Annotated in this window: 19 protein-coding genes; 9 read left to right on the forward strand and 10 right to left on the reverse strand. The window is 75.8% G+C overall.

From position 1 onward, the window contains the following. Together JKP76_RS13640 and JKP76_RS13645 are read right to left on the reverse strand one after the other, a co-directional pair. Positions 1-363: a DUF1330 domain-containing protein gene (locus JKP76_RS13640; RefSeq protein WP_200491534.1), complete on the reverse strand. Its 363-nt coding sequence runs from the start codon at positions 361-363 to the stop codon at positions 1-3. Positions 364-371: 8 nt separating this feature from the next. Beyond that, the gene (locus tag JKP76_RS13645) at positions 372-578 is read right to left on the reverse strand and encodes a hypothetical protein (RefSeq protein WP_200491535.1); all 207 of its coding nucleotides are present in this window, start codon (positions 576-578) and stop codon (positions 372-374) included. Between the two features lie 75 nt (positions 579-653). Between JKP76_RS13645 and JKP76_RS13650 the strand changes: the two genes are divergently transcribed. Further along, on the forward strand, positions 654-2,294 hold the full coding sequence (locus JKP76_RS13650; protein WP_200491536.1) for a bifunctional 3'-5' exonuclease/DNA polymerase: 1,641 nt from the start codon (positions 654-656) through the stop codon (positions 2,292-2,294). 18 nt (positions 2,295-2,312) lie between these two features. On the opposite strand, the gene JKP76_RS13655 is transcribed toward JKP76_RS13650, so the two are convergent. Further along, positions 2,313-2,663: an ArsC/Spx/MgsR family protein gene (locus JKP76_RS13655; RefSeq protein WP_200491537.1), complete on the reverse strand. Its 351-nt coding sequence runs from the start codon at positions 2,661-2,663 to the stop codon at positions 2,313-2,315. A 100-nt stretch (positions 2,664-2,763) separates the two neighbouring features. Here JKP76_RS13655 and JKP76_RS13660 point away from each other — a divergent pair, with 100 nt between their 5' ends. Beyond that, positions 2,764-3,585: a TSUP family transporter gene (locus JKP76_RS13660; RefSeq protein ID WP_200491538.1), complete on the forward strand. Its 822-nt coding sequence runs from the start codon at positions 2,764-2,766 to the stop codon at positions 3,583-3,585. 84 nt (positions 3,586-3,669) lie between these two features. Here JKP76_RS13660 and JKP76_RS13665 read toward each other — a convergent pair whose 3' ends face one another. Then, a complete protein-coding gene (locus JKP76_RS13665; RefSeq protein WP_242471944.1) occupies positions 3,670-5,466 on the reverse strand; it encodes a helicase-related protein in 1,797 nt (598 codons plus the stop codon). A gap of 190 nt (positions 5,467-5,656) precedes the next feature. Then, positions 5,657-6,688, reverse strand: coding sequence for a zinc-binding dehydrogenase (locus JKP76_RS13670; protein ID WP_200491539.1), 1,032 nt, complete (start codon positions 6,686-6,688; stop codon positions 5,657-5,659). A 154-nt stretch (positions 6,689-6,842) separates the two neighbouring features. Here JKP76_RS13670 and JKP76_RS13675 point away from each other — a divergent pair, with 154 nt between their 5' ends. After that, positions 6,843-7,667, forward strand: a complete 825-nt coding sequence (locus JKP76_RS13675) for an acyl-CoA thioesterase domain-containing protein (RefSeq protein ID WP_309229733.1) — start codon at positions 6,843-6,845, stop codon at positions 7,665-7,667. 28 nt (positions 7,668-7,695) lie between these two features. Further along, positions 7,696-8,415 (forward strand): dienelactone hydrolase family protein, encoded by a 720-nt coding sequence (locus JKP76_RS13680; RefSeq protein ID WP_200491540.1) that lies wholly within the window; start codon positions 7,696-7,698, stop codon positions 8,413-8,415. A gap of 4 nt (positions 8,416-8,419) precedes the next feature. Here JKP76_RS13680 and JKP76_RS13685 read toward each other — a convergent pair whose 3' ends face one another. Together JKP76_RS13685 and JKP76_RS22580 are read right to left on the reverse strand one after the other, a co-directional pair. Continuing rightward, the gene (locus JKP76_RS13685; RefSeq protein ID WP_309232987.1) at positions 8,420-9,070 is read right to left on the reverse strand and encodes a YihY/virulence factor BrkB family protein; all 651 of its coding nucleotides are present in this window, start codon (positions 9,068-9,070) and stop codon (positions 8,420-8,422) included. A gap of 26 nt (positions 9,071-9,096) precedes the next feature. Continuing rightward, positions 9,097-9,384 (reverse strand): YhjD/YihY/BrkB family envelope integrity protein, encoded by a 288-nt coding sequence (locus JKP76_RS22580; protein ID WP_255522729.1) that lies wholly within the window; start codon positions 9,382-9,384, stop codon positions 9,097-9,099. Positions 9,385-9,575: 191 nt separating this feature from the next. Between JKP76_RS22580 and JKP76_RS13690 the strand changes: the two genes are divergently transcribed. The 3 genes from JKP76_RS13690 to JKP76_RS13700 are packed head-to-tail and all read left to right on the forward strand — an operon-like array spanning position 9,576 to position 12,149. Further along, positions 9,576-10,607: an LLM class flavin-dependent oxidoreductase gene (locus tag JKP76_RS13690; protein ID WP_200491541.1), complete on the forward strand. Its 1,032-nt coding sequence runs from the start codon at positions 9,576-9,578 to the stop codon at positions 10,605-10,607. Further along, on the forward strand, positions 10,604-11,410 hold the full coding sequence (locus JKP76_RS13695; RefSeq protein WP_200491542.1) for an alpha/beta hydrolase: 807 nt from the start codon (positions 10,604-10,606) through the stop codon (positions 11,408-11,410). Before JKP76_RS13690 ends, JKP76_RS13695 begins: the two co-directional genes overlap by 4 nt. Beyond that, positions 11,403-12,149, forward strand: a complete 747-nt coding sequence (locus tag JKP76_RS13700; protein ID WP_200491543.1) for a PIG-L deacetylase family protein — start codon at positions 11,403-11,405, stop codon at positions 12,147-12,149. Before JKP76_RS13695 ends, JKP76_RS13700 begins: the two co-directional genes overlap by 8 nt. Before the next feature lies 1 nt (position 12,150). On the opposite strand, the gene JKP76_RS21155 is transcribed toward JKP76_RS13700, so the two are convergent. Both JKP76_RS21155 and JKP76_RS21160 read right to left on the reverse strand, forming a co-directional pair. Continuing rightward, on the reverse strand, positions 12,151-13,119 hold the full coding sequence (locus JKP76_RS21155; protein WP_242471945.1) for a hypothetical protein: 969 nt from the start codon (positions 13,117-13,119) through the stop codon (positions 12,151-12,153). Further along, positions 13,067-13,681 (reverse strand): hypothetical protein, encoded by a 615-nt coding sequence (locus JKP76_RS21160; RefSeq protein WP_309232988.1) that lies wholly within the window; start codon positions 13,679-13,681, stop codon positions 13,067-13,069. Before JKP76_RS21160 ends, JKP76_RS21155 begins: the two co-directional genes overlap by 53 nt. An 83-nt stretch (positions 13,682-13,764) precedes the next feature. Here JKP76_RS21160 and JKP76_RS13710 point away from each other — a divergent pair, with 83 nt between their 5' ends. Both JKP76_RS13710 and JKP76_RS13715 read left to right on the forward strand, forming a co-directional pair. Beyond that, positions 13,765-14,994, forward strand: coding sequence for a trans-acting enoyl reductase family protein (locus JKP76_RS13710; protein WP_200491544.1), 1,230 nt, complete (start codon positions 13,765-13,767; stop codon positions 14,992-14,994). A gap of 116 nt (positions 14,995-15,110) precedes the next feature. Beyond that, positions 15,111-15,752, forward strand: coding sequence for a hypothetical protein (locus JKP76_RS13715; protein WP_200491545.1), 642 nt, complete (start codon positions 15,111-15,113; stop codon positions 15,750-15,752). A 120-nt stretch (positions 15,753-15,872) separates the two neighbouring features. On the opposite strand, the gene JKP76_RS13720 is transcribed toward JKP76_RS13715, so the two are convergent. Further along, positions 15,873-16,301 carry a nitroreductase family deazaflavin-dependent oxidoreductase gene (locus JKP76_RS13720; protein ID WP_200491546.1) on the reverse strand — a complete coding sequence of 143 codons (429 nt, stop codon included), beginning with the start codon at positions 16,299-16,301 and terminating at the stop codon, positions 15,873-15,875. Positions 16,302-16,417: the final 116 nt, after the last annotated feature.

Raw genomic sequence — 16,417 nt, forward strand, 5'->3', positions numbered from 1 at the left:
TCACCAGGGGGTCGTGGCCTGCAGCACCGCCTCGGTGAGCGCGCGGGTGCGCAGGGCGGTGACCTGCTGGTACTCCGGATCGGCCACCATCGCGCTGAACGCCTGGCGGGACGGGTAGCGGATCAGCAGCACGGCATCCCAGTCCTGCCCGGCCTCGGCGACCAGCGCGGTGGAGCCGTCGCCGGCGTAGAGGATCTCGCCGCCGTAGCGGGGCAGGAACGTCGTCCGCAGCGCCTCGGCGTACTGCGCGTAGGAGTCGCGGCCGCCCTCGGCGTAGCGGAGCAGGTTGAGCATGACCACGGGCCCGCCCGGGTCCTCCTGCAGGTAGCGCTTGAGATCGGCACCGCGGGGATCGACAGCCATGCCGAACGTTAACCGGCGGCGGCCCTCCCACGCCCCAGCTGCCGCAGCGTCTGGACGACGTAGACGACCGACAGCACGAAGAACGCGGCCCCCACCGCGGCCCGCACCTGGTCGTCGGTGAGCGGGGACCGTCGTGCCACCGGGGTCGCCACCGTGTCGGCGACCCTCGCGCGCCAGCCCTGCAGACCGGCCTTGCCCATCGAGACGGCATCCATGGGGACGCCCTACCCCCGGGCGGGCTCGGTCAGCCGCGGAGCCCCGCAGTCGTACCCGTCGAGGAGACTGCGGGGGTGAACCGGATCGTCCTCGTGCGCCGCGGCGAGGAGGTCGAGCTCCGGGCGGACGACGGCGTCCTCCGGGTGCCGGCCGACGCGCTGCCGGAGGCCGTGGCCGCCCGGGAGGCGGGGCCGGAGCCGGTGCGCTGGGTCTGGGACGACACCACGCGCTGGTACCCGGCGCTGCTGGCCGCGGGGGTGCGGGTCGCGCGCTGCACCGACCTGCGGCTGTGCCACGCGCTGCTGCGGCGCTCGCCGTTCGCCGACCGGGGGCTGCTCGCCGCCGACGACGCGCCGGGCTGGGACGCGCTGCAGCCGGTGACCGCCGTCGACGCCGGGCTGTTCCCGCTCGACGACCCCGCGGACCGGCTGGACCCGGTCGCCGAGCACGAGCGCCAGCAGGCGGTGCTGGCCGCCTCCGCCGAGCGCGGGCGGCTGGCCCTGCTGCTCGCCGCGGAGTCATCCGGCGCGCTGGTGGCAGCCGAGATGACGTACGCGGGCCTGCCGTGGCGGGCCGACGTCCACGACCGGCTGCTCTCCGAGCTGCTCGGGCCGCGGCCGCCGGCGGGGCAGCGCCCGGCCGCGCTGGAGCGCCTGGCCGCCCGGATCCGGGACGCGCTGGGCGCCCCCGGGCTCAATCCCGACTCGCCGGCCGATCTGCTGCGGGCGCTCCGGGCGGCGGGGCTGCCGGTCCCCGACACCCGCTCCTGGACCCTCGAGCAGGTCGAGCACCCGGCGATGCCGCCGCTGCTCGAGTACCGCAAGCTCTCCCGGCTGCTCACCGCCAACGGCTGGGCGTGGCTGGACGCCTGGGTGCGCGAGGGCCGGTTCCGCTCCTGGTTCGTGCCCGGCGGTGTCGTCACCGGGCGGTGGGCGTCCAATGGGGGCGGGGCGCTGTCGATGCCGGTGCAGGTGCGCCCGGCCGCGATCGCCGACGAGGGGTGGCGGTTCGTCGTCGCCGACGTCGCCCAGCTCGAGCCGCGGGTGCTGGCCGGGATGAGCGGGGACTCCGCGATGGCCGACGCGGCCCGCGGCGCCGACCTCTACCAGGGCATCGTCGCGGCGGGCGTCGTCGGCAGCCGGGCGGAGGCCAAGGTCGGGATGCTCGGCGCCCTGTACGGCGCCACCCGCGGCGAGAGCGGCCGGATGATGCCGCGGCTGACCCGGCGCTACCCGCGCGCCATCGGCCTGGTCGAGGAGGCGGCGCGGGCGGGCGAGCGCGGCGAGGTGGTGCGCACCCTGCTCGGCCGCGGCTCACCGCTGCCGGCGGCCGGGTGGGCCGACGGCGCCGACCTCGGCGAGGCGCCCGACGACGGCGGTTCCCGCGAGGACCGCGACCGCCAGCGTCGCGCGTGGGGCCGGTTCACCCGCAACTTCGTCGTCCAGGGCACGGCGGCGGAGTGGGCGCTGTGCTGGCTGGCCGACCTGCGCAACCGGCTCTGGCAGCTGGGGGAGGGCGAGCTCACCGCCCGGCCGCACCTGGTGTTCTTCCTGCACGACGAGGTGGTCGTGCACACCCCCGAGCACCTGGCCGACGCGGTCGGCGAGGCGGTGCGGGAGGCCGCTGCCGCGGCCGGCCGGCTGCTGTTCGGGGAGTTCCCGGTCGACTTCCCGCTCGACGTCTCCGTCGTCGGCTCCTGGGCGGACGCCGGCTGACGGCGCCCGGTCCCGCGGTCAGCCGCCGGTGATCTCGCGGAGCGTCTCGTCGTCGCGGGCCACCCACGCCCGCCCGTCGCCGGCCAGCACGATCGGCCGCTGGATCAGCGCCGGGTGCCCGGCGAGCAACCGGAGCCAGACGTCGGGGTCGCGGGGCAGGTCGCGCACCCCGAGCTCGCGGGCCAGCGGGTCGCCGGTGCGGGTGATGTCCCACGGGTCGAGCCGGAGCGCGGCGAGCACCTCCCGGAGCTCGGCCTCCGTCGGCGGGTCGTCCAGGTAGCGGCGCAGCGCGACCTCGACGCCGGCGTCGGCCAGCCGCTCGCGGGCGGCGCGGCTCTTGGAGCACGACGGGTTGAACCAGACCTCCACGCCGGCAGCCTAGGTCGGTGCGCGGGGGAGGCGGCCGCCGTGGTGGAGTGGTCGCCGCCTCCGGCGCCGCCGGACGGATCGGGGCTCCGGGGGGAGAGGGATGGGCGAGCTGCTCGCGGGGGACGTCCTGCCCGACGGGCTCGGCACCGCGACCCTCCTGCTCGTCCTGCTCGCCGGGCTCACCGCCGGGTTCATCGACGCCGTCGTCGGCGGGGGCGGGCTGGTGCAGCTTCCGGCGCTGCTGCTGGTCCCCGGCATCAGCCCGGTGCAGGCGCTGGCCACGAACAAGCTCGGATCGGTGTTCGGCACGACCACCAGCGCCGTCACCTACTACCGGCGCGTCCGCCCCGACCTGCGGACCGCGCTGCCGATGGCGGGCATCGCGCTCGTGGGCAGCTTCTGCGGCGCCTCGGTGGCCGCGCTGTTGCCCGCGAGCGTCTTCAAGCCGGTGATCGTGGTGGCGCTGATCGGCATCGGGGCGTTCACCGTGCTCCGGCCCGCCCTGGGCGACGTCACCGCGCTGCGGCACAGCAGCCGCCGCCACCACGGGACGGCAGCGGTCATCGGCGCCGCCATCGGCTTCTACGACGGCATCCTCGGGCCCGGCACCGGCTCGTTCCTCGTGTTCGCCATGGTGTCGCTGCTGGGCTATGCGTTCCTGGAGGCGAGCGCCAAGGCGAAGATCGTCAACTGCGCCACCAACCTGGGCGCGCTGCTGTTCTTCGTGCCGCACGGCTCGGTCTACTGGGGCCTGGGCCTGCTGCTGGGTGCGGCCAACATGGTCGGCGGCTACCTCGGCGCGCGGACGGCGACCGCGCGCGGCAGCGGCTTCATCCGCGTCGCGTTCCTCGTCGTCGTCGGGGCGCTGGTGCTCCGGGTCGGCTGGGACGTCTGGCAGGAGAACGTCCGCCCGCACCTCTGACGTGCACCGACCTGGCGCGCGGATGCGGCATCCCGAGGTCGGGAACGCTGCATCCGCGCGCCCGGTCGGCCTCGGACGGCGGGGTCAGCCCCGGCGGGAGCGCCCGCGCGGTCCGCCCTGGCGGCCGCCGAGCGCGCGGCCCGCGGAACGCTGACCACCGGGACGGCGGTCGCGGTTGCCGCCCGAGCGGCCGGCGGGACCACCGCTGCACGGGCGGCAGGTGGTGAACCAGGGGGCGATCGCCGAGCCGCAGCTCGTGCACTTGCCCGACCGGCCCAGCGCGATCGCGTCGGGGAGCAGCTCGGTGATCATCTCCGCGCACTCCTCCTCGACCCAGGCGGCGTCGTCGCCGTCCAGGCCGCCGACGCCGGGGAACTGGCGCAGCAGCGTCTGGGCGTCGCGGGCGGCCGCGGCGGCCTGCTCGTACTCCTCGACGGTGCCGCCGCGGGGGACGTCGGGCAGCACCGTCTCCGGCGGGACCGGGATGCCGACCGCGTGCTGGAGCGCGGCCTTGGCCAGCGTCAGCCAGCGGGTGCGCCGCGGCGGGTTGTAGTCGATGGCCAGGTTGACCAGCCGCCACACGGTCTCCAGGTCGCCGGCCGCGCCGAGCGGGCCGCGCAGCAGCGGCAGCAGGGCGTGCACCCGCAGCACCAGGCTGGTGACGTCGTCGGCGGTCATGGCCTGGTCGCGGGTCGCGGCCCGGGCCCACGCCATCCAGCGGGTGAGCGCCTCGGGGAGATCGACGGCCTCCATGGCGCCGAGGTCCTCGAGCTCGGGGCGCAGCCGCGGGGCGCGCTTGGGCAGGTCGCTCATCTCGTCGCCGCGGGCCACGGCGGCACCGTTGGCGACCAGCCCGGCCAGGGGCTTGAGGCCGCTGACGCCGATGAGGATGCCGACGGCGCCGTGCCCGGTGAGGCCGTAGCGGCCCGCGCGGCCGGCGATCTGCGCGGCCTCCCAGGTGCGCAGCGGCCGCACCTCCTGGCCGTCGAACTTCGTCGTCTCGGCGAACAGCACGGTGGTGGCCGGCACGTTGATGCCGTGCCCGATGACGTCGGTGGTGACCAGGACGTCGAGCTCACCCTCGGTGAACCGGTCGATGACCTCACGGCGGGTGGCCGGGGGCAGCGCGCCGTAGAGCACGCCGACCTTGCCGGGGCGGTGCTGGTCGAGCTCGGAGGCCGCGGCGTAGACCGCCTTGCGGGAGAACGCGACGACCAGCGTCTGCGGGCGCACGCCCTCGGGGCGCACCGGGGCGCGCAGCACGTCGAGCCGGGACAGCCGCTTGTGGTTGACGACCTCGACGTGCTCGGCGTCGGAGACCAGCGGCTTGAGCACCAGGTAGGCCTCGGCGGCGCTGATCAGGTGCATCGTGCGGTACTCGCCGGTGAGCAGCAGCCGCGCCCAGTGGTGGCCGCGGTCGGGGTCGGTGACCCAGTGCGCCTCGTCGAGGACGAGCATCTCGCCGCGCGGCGGCGCCTTCTCGACGGTGCAGCAGACGATCGGCGCGAACGGGTCGATCTCCTCCTCGCCGGTCGACAGGCCGACGGTGCCCTCGGGCAGCAGGGCGGAGAGCTTGGCGTAGGCCTCGTGCGCCAGCTGGCGCAGCGGCGCGGCGTAGACGCCCGAGCCGGAGGCGGCCAGCGCCTGCAACGACTCGTAGGTCTTGCCGGAGTTGGTGGGGCCGAGGTGGAAGACGACGTCCTCGGGCCGGGTGCTGCGGGTCGGCAGCGCGGGCTCGGCACCCTCGACCCAGCTCTGCTGCGCCAGCTTCTCCTGGCGGGCGGCGGCGCGGTCGGCCTCGCGGGCGGCGGTCTGGCGGCCGGCGGAGCGCTCGCGACGGCGGGCCGTCTGCGGCAGGGGGGTGGACTGGATCTCGGGCAAGCAGTGTCCTTCGAACGGGTTCGGAGCAGGGGCGGGGTCGACGCCGTCGCAGGCGGACCATCGCTCCGATCAACAGCGGGGGCGGCGGGTTCATGCCCGGGGCCGTCTGCTCACCGGGCCCGCACGGGCACCCCATGGTCGCACCGACCGGCGGTGCGACCTGCGTCGCACCGCCGATCGACCCCGTCCGTCAGGGCTGCACGAGGATCCGGATCGGGTTGCCGTCGCGCTCCTGGAGGCGGCGGATGCCCTCGCCGACGTCCTCGAGGGAGACCACGCCGCTGATCGACCGGGACAGGTCCAGCCGGCCGCTGGCGACCAGCTCGGCCAGCGTCCCGATGTCGGTGCCCTGGTAGCCGAGGTGCCCCCGCGCCTGCTTCGTGGAGAGCCCGAAGCCCAGGGTGCTGCCGAGGGAGGCCTCCTCGCCGCTCAGCCCGACGACGACCACGCGCCCGCCGTTGGCCAGCGACGCCAGGCCCTGGTCGAAGGTGACGGCGAGGCCGACGGCGTCGAAGGCGACGTCCAGCATCCGGCCCTTGGTGGCCTCGGAGATCTTCGCCGCGAGGTCGGGGTCGCGGGAGTCGAAGGCGAAGTCGGCGCCCAGTTCCAGCGCCCGCCGGCGGACCTCCTCCTCGAGGTCGACGGCGATGATCGGGTTGGCCCCGACCAGCCGGGCGAGCTGCACGACGTGCGTGCCCACGCCGCCGACTCCCCAGACCCCGACGGCCTCGCCGATGCGGACCTGCCCGGTGTGCACGACCGCGCCGAAGGGCGTGGAGACCGCGTCGGCCAGGATCGCGGCCTGGTCCATCGGCACCCCGTCGGGCACCTCGGTGAGGCCGAACGCGCTGGCCAGCGTGTACTCGGCCCACGCGCCGTCGTAGGCGAAGGCCATGAGCTGGATGCTCAGGCACTGCCGGCCGCGCACGCAGTTGGCGCAGGTGCCGCACGGGCGCCCGGCGGCGGGGATCACCCGGTCGCCGACCGACCAGCCGGTGACGCCCTCGCCGAGCTCGGCGATCGTGCCGGAGGCCTCGTGGCCCTGGGTGATGACGTCGGGGGTGCCCAGGCCGCCGAACACGCCGTCGATCAGGCTGAGGTCGGAGTGGCAGATGCCGCAGTAGGCGACCTTGATCAGCACCTGGCCGGGGCCGGGTGAGGGGATCGGGACGTCCTCCACCGCCCACTCGCCGGTGGCCTTGTAGAACCGCTGGGCACGCATCGTTCCTGTCATGGAGCAACTGCCTCTCGCCGGCGGCGACCGCCGGGTCTCTGGGACGGGTCGGGCGACAGTGTGCTGGCCGGGCGGTGACGTGCGTCGCAACCCCACCTCCGTATCGTCGCGGCGGCGATCCGAATCGACCGAGGAGAACGCAGTGCGCAGCGAGCCGGGGGCACCCGCAGAGTCCGAGCCGACGGTGCACGACGTCCTCGACCTCGAGGAGATCGACCGCGACCTCTACCGCAGCACGCTGGTCTTCGCCGACCCCTTCCCGCTGTACGGCGGGCAGGTCGCCGCGCAGGCGCTGCTCGCCGCCGGGCTGACCGTCGGCGAGGGCCGGCTGCCGCACTCGCTGCACGGGTACTTCCTGCGCAGCGGCGACGCCGCCCGGCCGACGATCTTCCGCGTCGAGCGGGACCGGGACGGTGGCTCCTTCTCCGCCCGCCGCGTCGTCGCGGTGCAGGGCGGCGAGGTCATCTTCAGCATGGCGGCGTCCTTCCACGCCGGCGGTGCGGGCCCCGACATCCCCGTGCAGGAGATGCCCGACGTCGAGGCGCCGGAGACGCTGACGAGCCACGGGATGCCGCGGCTGTTCACGATGGAGAGCCGGCGGCCCGGGCAGGCCGACGAGTCCTGGCGGCTGCCGACCCGCTTCTGGGCGCGGACGACGGTGCCGCTGCCCGACGACCAGCTGGTGCACGCCTGCGTGCTGACCTACCTGTCCGACATCGGCACGGGGCTGGCCAACATGCCGCAGGACGAGGCGAGCCCGGGGCCGACGCTGGACCACGCCCTCTGGTTCCACCGGCACGCGCCGCTGGACGACTGGGTGCTCATGGACATGCAGCCGGGCACGGTCTCGGGTGGACGCGGCTGGTACACCGGTGCGATCTTCACCGCCGGCGGCACGCTCGCGGCCAGCTTCACGCAGGAGACGCTGTTCCGGGCGGGCAAGAACCCGTTCCGCCCCGGCAGCTGACCACCCGCCCCGACCCGCTGGAGACCCCGTGCCCGACATCTCGATCCCCGGCGCCGCCAGCGCCCCGGAGCTGCGGGCCTACCTCGCGGTGCCGCCGACGGGGGAGGGGCCGTGGCCGGCGGTCGTCGTCGTCCACGAGGCGTTCGGGCTGAACGACGACACCCGGCAGCAGGCCGACCGGATGGCCGCGGCCGGCTACCTGGCGGTCGCGCCGGACCTGTTCACCGCCGGGGGCGCGCTGCGCTGCCTGCGGACGACGTTCCGCGCGCTGCTGCGCGGCGAGGGCGCGGCCTTCGGTGACCTGGAGGCCACCCGGCTGTGGCTGCGCGACCGCCCGGACAGCACCGGACGGATCGGCATCCTGGGCTTCTGCATGGGCGGCGGCTTCGCGCTCATGGCCGCGAACAAGGGCTTCGACGTCTCCGCGCCCAACTACGGCGCCGTCCCGGCGAACGCCGAGGAGCTGCTCGGCGGCGCCTGCCCGGTGGTCGCCAGCTACGGCCGGCGCGACGTCATGTTCCGGGGCGCCGCCGCGAAGCTCGAGACCGCGCTGACGAACCTCGGCGTCGAGCACGACGTGAAGGAGTACCCCGACGCCGGGCACTCCTTCCTCAACCGGCACAACGCCGGCCCGTTCAGCGTGCTCGAGCGGGTGGCCGGCTTCAGCTACCACCAGCCCTCGGCCGAGGACGCCTGGGCGCGGATCCTGCGGTTCTTCGGCGAGCACCTGCGGCCCGCCGCGCGCTGAGCGATCAGCTGCCGGCGTCGTCGTCCGGGTGCGGCGGGACGCTGTCGGCGACGACGGCGCCGCGCTCGCCCGGGGGTCGCTCGGGCCCGACCGTGGAGTCCCGCGCGGTCTGCCGCTCGCTCTCCGCGTTCACCGTCGCGCCGACGATGACCAGGAAGACGCTGAGCCACAGCCAGAACATGCTGATCGCCACGCCGCCGAGTGAGCCGTACGTCGTCTCGTAGGAACCCAGGCTCTGCACGTAGGCGAACAGCGCGACCGAGGTGACCAGCCACAGGAGGGTCGCCACCCCCGCGCCCACGCTGATCCACCGCCAGCGGGCCCGCTTCCGGTCGGGCGCGAACCGGTAGAGGACGGCGAGGACGAGCGCGAGCACGACCGACAGCGCCAGCCAGAGCAGGGCCGGCGCGAACGGGCGCAGCGGATCGGGCATCCGGTCCAGCCGCCGCGACAGGGCGCCGGTGCCGGTGAGCACCGCGCCGATGGTGAGCGCGCCGCCGAGCACGAAGGTGACCGCGAGGCCGGTCCGCCGCCAGAAGCTGCGGGTCTCGGTCTCGGAGTAGGCGAGGGTCAGCGCGTCGATCAGGTAGGTGGCGGCGGTCGTGGCGGTGACCAGCGCCGCGGCCAGCCCGCTGAGCCCGCGCCAGGTGAGCACCTGCGTCGAGGCGGTGGTGATGGTGGTCAGCTGCTCGGCGACCAGCGGCTCGAGCTCCGGGGCGGCAGCACCTCGGCGACCGAGGAGAGCTGGTCCAGCGCCTGCTCCGGGGTGTTGACCGCGCCGTAGATCGACAGCGCCGTCACCAGCAGCGGGGCGATGGAGAGGATCGCGAAGAAGGAGACCGCCGCGGCCAGCGCCATCAGCCGGTCGTCGAGGACGTGCCGGGCGGCCCGGGCGAGCACCTGACGCCAGCCCCGCACGGGGATCCGGTGCGGGGCGTGCGCGTCGTGGCCGTGCCGCGCGGTCGCCATGGTGGCTGTAGTGCCCCCGATCCGGCGTTTCGTGCACGAACCGTCGTCTCCGGGCGCGCGGGACGACGGTTCGTGCACGAACGGTGCCCTCGGGCCTGCCGCTCGGTGGTCCAGCCGTCGTCGGCCGGTGCTGCTTGACTGGGCCGGTCCGCGTGGCGCACCCGCGGGCACCGGCTCGGGAAGGACGGTCCATGCACCTCGGCGTCGACAGCTTCGTTGCGGCGGTGACCGACCCCTCGACCGGCCACCTGGTCGGGCCGGAGGAGCGGATGGAGCACCTGCTCGAGGAGATCGAGCTCGCCGACCGGGTCGGGCTGTACTCGTTCGGCATCGGTGAGCACCACCGCCCGGAGTACTACGACTCCGCGCCGCCGGTGATCCTGGCCGCCGCGGCCGCCCGCACCTCCCGCATCCGGCTGGGCAGCGCGGTCGCCGTCCTCAGCGCCGCGGACCCGGTCCGGGTGTTCCAGCAGTTCGCCACGCTGGACCTGATCGCCAAGGGCCGGATCGACCTCGTCGTCGGCCGCGGCTCGTTCACCGAGGCGTTCCCGCTGTTCGGGCTGAGCCTGGCCGACTACGACGAGCTGTTCGCCGAGAAGCTGGACCTGCTGCTGCAGATCCGCGATTCCGAGCGCGTCACCTGGTCGGGCCGGCACCGCCCGCCGCTGAACGGGCAGGGCGTCTACCCGCGTCCGCTGCAGGACCCGCTGCCGATCTGGGTGGGCGTCGGCGGGACGCCGGAGTCGTTCGTGCGGGCCGGGCTGCTCGGCCTGCCGCTGATGGTGGCGATCATCGGCGGCGAGCCGCGCCAGTTCGCCCCGCTCATCGACCTGTACCGCCGGGCCGGCGCCCAGGCCGGGCATCCGCCGGAGCGGCTCCAGGTGGGGCTGCACGTGTTCGGCTTCGTCGCCGGGAGCACGCAGGCGGCGGCGGACACCATCTACCCGGGGTGGCACGAGATGTTCGAGAAGGTGTCGCGCGAACGCGGCTTCTCCCCGCCCAGCCGGGCCCAGTTCGACGCCACCAGCGGCCCGAACGGCGCCTTCTTCATGGGCGATCCCGAGACCGTCGCCGAGAAGCTGGTGCGGATCTCGGCGCAGCTCGGCGGGGTGGACCGGATCTCGCTGCAGATGACCAACCCCCGGCTGGCGCACGCCGACCTGATGCGCGGCATCGAGCTGCTCGGCACCGAGGTCGCGCCCCGCGTGGCGGCGTCGGCATGACCGCGGCGCGGGAGTGGAGCCTCGACGGGCACGCCGGCCGGCTGGCCGGGCGGACGTGGGAGGGCGCCTCGCCCACGCACGTGGTGCTGCTGGCGCACGGCTACGGCGAGCACACCGGGCGGTACGACCACGTCGCCGCCGCCCTGGTGGACGCCGGAGCGGCCGTGTTCGCCGTCGACCACGTCGGGCACGGGAAGAGCGACGGCGACCGGGTGGTGATCACCGACTTCGAGCGGGTCGTCGACGACCTGCACGTCGTCGACGAGCAGGCGCGGGCGCAGCACCCCGGGCTGCCGGTCGTGCTGATCGGGCACTCGATGGGCGGGCTGATCGCGGCCCGCTACGCGCAGCGGTACGGCGGCTCGCTGGCCGCGGTCGTGCTGTCCGGCCCGCTGGTCGGGGAGTGGGGCGGAGCGGCGCTGCTCGACCTGCCCGAGCTGCCGGACACCCCGCTGGACAGCAGCACGCTGTCCCGCGACCCGGCCGTCGGCGCGGCCTACGAGGCCGACCCGCTGGTCTGGCACGGCCCGTTCCGGCGGCCCACCCTCGAGGCGATCGTCCGGGCGCTGGTGGCGATCCAGGACGGGCCGTCGCTCGGGGCGCTGCCGCTGCTGTGGGCGCACGGCGAGGGGGACCGGCTGGTCCCGCTCGAGGGCTCCCGCGTGGGCGTCGAGCACCTGCGCGGCGAGACCTACGCCGAGCGCATCTACCCCGGGGCGCAGCACGAGATCTTCAACGAGACCAACCGCGACGAGGTCCTCGCCGACGTCGTGGCCTTCGTGCGGGAGGCGCTGCGTGGCTGAGCCGAGCCTGCTCGCCGTCTTCGCCCACCCCGACGACGAGTCGATCTCCGCCGGCGGGCTGCTGGCCCGCTCGGCCGCCGCCGGCGCGCGGACGACCGTGGTCTCGGCGACCTGGGCCGAGGGGACGGCGCGGGCCGGCGAGCTGGCCGAGGCGGTCCGGCTGCTCGGGGTCCAGGAGCCGCCGCGGCTGCTCGGCTACGCCGACGGGCAGGTGCCCGAGTCCGCGCCCGGGCGGCCCCGCCTGGTGGACGCGCCCCTCGACGAGGCGGTCCGGGCCCTGGCCGTGCACATCCGGGAGGTGCGGCCCGACGTGGTGGTCACCCACGACGCCTACGGCGGGCTGACCGGGCACGCCGACCACGTGCACACCTACCGGATCACGCTGCTGGCGACCCAGGCCGCCGGCCTCGAGCAGATGTACCCGGATGCCGGGGAGCCCTGGCGGCCGCAGGCGCTGTTCCTGGCCACCCACCCGGAGCCCGTCGTCGCCGGGCTGCGGCAGGTCGTCGGCGCCCAGCGGGCGGTGCACGGCGTCCCCGAGGAGCAGATCACCGACCACCTCGACGTCACGCCGTGGCTGGACGCGAAGATCGCCGCGATCCTGGCGCACCGGACCGAGGTGGAGCGCGGGGCGGTGCCCGGCCTGGTCGCGGCGGCCCCGCCCGAGGCGCGCGCGGCGCTCCTCTCCACCGAGTGGTTCACCCGCTGGGAGCCGTTCCCGGCGGTGCCCGCGCGCTAGCTCAGGGCGCGAGCAGCGCGCGGACGGCGTCGATCGTGTCGGCGTCGGCGGGGGTCTTGTCCGGGCGGTAGCGCAGCACGCGGGCGAACCGCAGCGCGACGCCGCCGGGGTAGCGGGTGCTGCGCTGGGCGCCGTCGACGGCTATCTCCACGACCAGTTCCGGCCGCAGCAGCACACCCCAGTCGGGTCGCTCGCGGGCGTGGCTGGGGAAGGTGGCGGTCTGCCAGGCCAGCAGCTCGTCGGTCATGCCCTTGAACGTCTTGCCGACCATCACCGGCTCGCCGCCGTCGGGGTCGCGGGCGCCGAGGTGGATGTTCGAGAGCGTCCCGGTGCGCCGTCCGTAGCCCCACTCCGCGCCCAGGACGACGAGGTCGAGGGTGTGCACCGGCTTGACCTTCTGCCACGCCTTGCCGCGCCGGCCCGCCGCGTACGGCGCGTCGAGCGCCTTCACGACGACGCCCTCGTGCCCGCCGGTCAGCGCGTCGTCCAGCACCTGCGCCGCCCGGTCCGCGTCGGGGCGGCGGGTGCCGGGCATGCGCAGCGCGGCGTGCGCGTCGTCGGCGAGCAGCCCGGCCAGCGCGTCCAACCGCTCGGCCAGCGGTTCGTCGAGCAGGTCGCGCCCGTCGAGGTGCAGCAGGTCGAAGAAGAACGGGCTGAGCAGCACGCCTTCGTCCGCCGTCTCGCTGCCGAAGCGGCTCATCGTGTCCTGGAACGCGCGCGGCCGGCCGTCGTCGTCCAGCGCGAGCGTCTCGCCGTCCAGCACCGCGGTGCGGCAGGGCAGCGACCGGACCAGCGCGACCAGCTCGGGCACGCCGTCGGTGATCTCGCGCAGCGTGCGGGTCCAGACGCGGACGTCGTCGCCGTCGCGGTGCACCTGGATGCGGGCACCGTCGAGCTTGAACTCCACCGTGACATCGTCACCGAGGTCCCCCAGGGCGGCGTCCAGCGACGAGCCCGGGCTGGCCAGCATCGGCCGCACCCGGCCGGCCCACCTCCAGCCGCACCGCCTCCAGCGCTGCGGTGCCCCCGGTGAGCGCGGTCGCCGCCGTCGCGGGCAGCCGGCCCGAGAGCATGAACGCCCGGCGCACCGCCGCGGCCGGGACGTCGGTGGCCGCCGCGACTGCGTCGAGCACGACGCCCTCAAGCGCACCCTGCCGCAGCTCGCCGGTGAGCAGCCGGACCAGGAACCGCTGCTCCTCCTCGGTCGCGGCGGCGAACAGCCCGGTGAGGACGGCGTCCCGGCGGGCGGCCGATCCCGCGCCCGACGTCGTCGCGAGCTCGCCGAGCGCGGCGACGACGGCCGCGACGGTCAGCGAGGGCTCGGTGGCGGGGGTGCCCGTGCGCGGGGCGAGGGTGCGCCAGCCGACCCCGAGCCGGCCCTGCCCGGTGTCGCCGGAGAGCCAGGCGGTGACCGGCTCGACCTCCGTCGGCTCGGCGGTGCGGAGCAGCGCCGCGATGGCGGCGGCCTTGGCCGTGCGCGAGCGCGTGGCCGCGACCTGGGCGGACGCGGCGACGACCTCGGCGAGCAGCACGGGGCCATGGTGGCAGCCCCCACCGACGGTCCGGCGACCTCCGGGGTGCGCGACGTCCGGCCGGACCGGTATGCATTGCGTCCATGACCGCCAGCGCACGCGACTCCGACCTCGTCGTCTTCGGGGCGACCGGCTTCGTCGGGAAGCTGCTCGCCGCCTACCTGGCCGAGCACGCTCCCGCCGGGGTCCGGATCAGCCTGGCCGGGCGCTCCCGCGCGCGGCTGGAGGAGGCCCGGGCCGCGCTGCCGGGAGCAGCGGCCGACTGGCCGCTGATCGAGGCCGACGCCGCCGACCCCGCGTCGATGGCCGCGCTGGCCGCCGGCACCCGCGTCGTCGTCACCACGGTGGGGCCCTACGCCCGGTACGGCATGCCGCTGGTCGAGGCCTGCGCCGCTGCCGGCACGCACTACGCCGACCTGACCGGTGAGGTGCTCTTCGTCCGCGACGCGATCGACCGGACCGACGCGGTCGCCCGCGGCACCGGCGCGCGCATCGTGCACGCCTGCGGCTACGACTCGATCCCCTCGGACCTCAGCGCGATGCTGCTCGGGGCCCGCGCGGCCGCCGACGGCGCGGGTGGCCTGCGCGACGTGCAGCTCGTCGCCACGCTCAAGGGCGGGTTCAGCGGCGGCACGATCGACTCCATGCGTGCGCAGGTCGAGGCGATCGGCAAGGACCCGTCGCTGCGCAAGGTCGCCGGGCACCCGTTCGCCCTGAGCCACGACCGTGCGGCCGAGCCGAAGACGCAGCAGCCGCGCGACGCCGGCCTGCCCCAGCGGCTGCCGGACGGGCGCTGGGCGGCGCCGTTCGTGATGGCGTCGTTCAACACCCGGATCGTGCGGCGCAGCAACGCGCTGCAGGACTGGGCGTACGGCCGCGAGTTCAGCTACGGCGAGGTCATGGGCGTGGGCTCGGGTCCGGCGGGTGCGGTGTCCGCCGCCGGTGTGACCGCCGGGTTGGCGGGGGCCCTCGCGGCGATGTCGTTCGGGCCGACCCGCGGACTGCTCGACCGGGTGCTGCCCGCGCCGGGCGACGGCCCCAGCGAGGAGGTGCGGCGCACCGGCTGGTTCCGGATGGACGTCAGCGCCACCACCGAGTCCGGACGCCGGTACACCGCCGTCGCCTCCGGGCAGGGCGACCCCGGCTACGCCGCGACCGCGGTGATGCTCGGGGAGTCCGCGCTCGCCCTGGCGTTGGACGGCGACCGGCTCCCCGACCGCGCCGGCTCGCTCACCCCGGCGACGGCGCTGGGCGACGTCCTGGTCGAGCGGCTGCGCGCCGCCGGGCACACCTACGAGGTGACGCCTGGCTGAGCCCGCACGGCAGTCGTTTCCCAGGGAGCGCACGGGAGCGGGCCAGGTCCGCGCCAGGAAGCGCCCGCAGGCTCCTCCCGGGAGCCGGGGACGCCGGCTGACGACGAGGAGCCGCCATGCGCAAGAAGCTGATCATCGCCGCCGCCGCCGGGACGCTGGGCCTGGGGGGACTGGCGGTCGCCGTCCCGGCGGTCGCCGACGAGGGGAGCACCGCCGGGTCGGCGGTCGGGCGGATCGCCGACGCCTTGTCGGGGCTGGTGTCCGACGGGTCGATCACCCAGGAGCAGGCCGACGAGGTCGCGAGCACCCTGAGCGATGCCGGCATCGGCGACCGGGGCGGGCACCGCGGCGGAGGCCCGGACCTGGACGCCGCCGCGACGGCGCTGGGCATGACGCAGGACGAGCTGCGCGCCGCACTGGAGACCGAGGGCACCACGCTGGCCGACGTCGCCGAGGAGCAGGGCGTGCCGGTGGGGACGCTCGTCGACGCGCTGGTGAGCGCGGCGCAGGAGCGCATCGCCGCCGCGGTCGAGGACGGCCGGATCACCCAGGACCAGGCCGACGAGCGGCTGGCCGACCTCGAGCAGCGGATCACCGACCGGGTGGACGACCCGCTGCCGGCGCCGGGTGATCGCGGCCCGGGCGGGCCGGGTCGGGGAGGTGCGCACGAGCGGTCCGACGGCGGCCCGCACGACCGGTGGGGCGGCGCTCCGGACGACGGGGCGGACGGCGGGGCGGAGCCGACTCCGGCCGACTGAGTCGGGCCGGCTGCGGCCGGAGGGGGAGCGGGGGGCGTGCCCGGTACCGCGGGTGCGCCCCTCGCCGCTGCTCGAGCGCCGCTGCTCCGACGGGCGCCGCTCGGCGGTGGGCGCGGCGGGTCAGGCGGCGGGCGGTTCCAGCAGGAGGACGGGGATCCGTCGGCCGGTCCGCCGCTGGTACTCGACGAAGGACGGGAACGTGGTGCACGCCCGCGACCACCACTGCGCCCGCTCCGTGCCGGTCACCTCGCGGGCGACGAGGGAGAGGTGGAGGTCGCCGTCGCGCAGCTCGACCTCGGGGTGGGCGAGCGCGTTGACGTACCAGTGCGGGTGCGCGTCGCCGCCCCGCGTGGAGGCCACCGCGGCGTAGACGCCGGCGTGGGCGACCCGCATCAGCGGCGTCTTCCGCAGCAGGCCGGTGCGGGCGCCGACGGTGGTGAGCAGGACGACGTCGCGCCCGCGCAACCCGCGGCCGGTGCGCTCGAGGTGCTCGACCTCTTCCCGGACCCACGGCACGGTGCTTGGCTCGTACGCCCCGACCAGTGCCATGCGGTCATCCTCCCCGGGAGACGACCGCTGCGTGCGTGCGGGCGCGCCGCCGAGCCGGCCCTGCCGGGCGGCATACCGGTGCCAGGGCAGGGTCGGCTCGCTGTCGAACTCGGGTA

Origin of the sequence: Blastococcus sp. TML/C7B (genome assembly GCF_016612845.1) — a bacterium.
Lineage (GTDB): Bacteria > Actinomycetota > Actinomycetes > Mycobacteriales > Geodermatophilaceae > Blastococcus.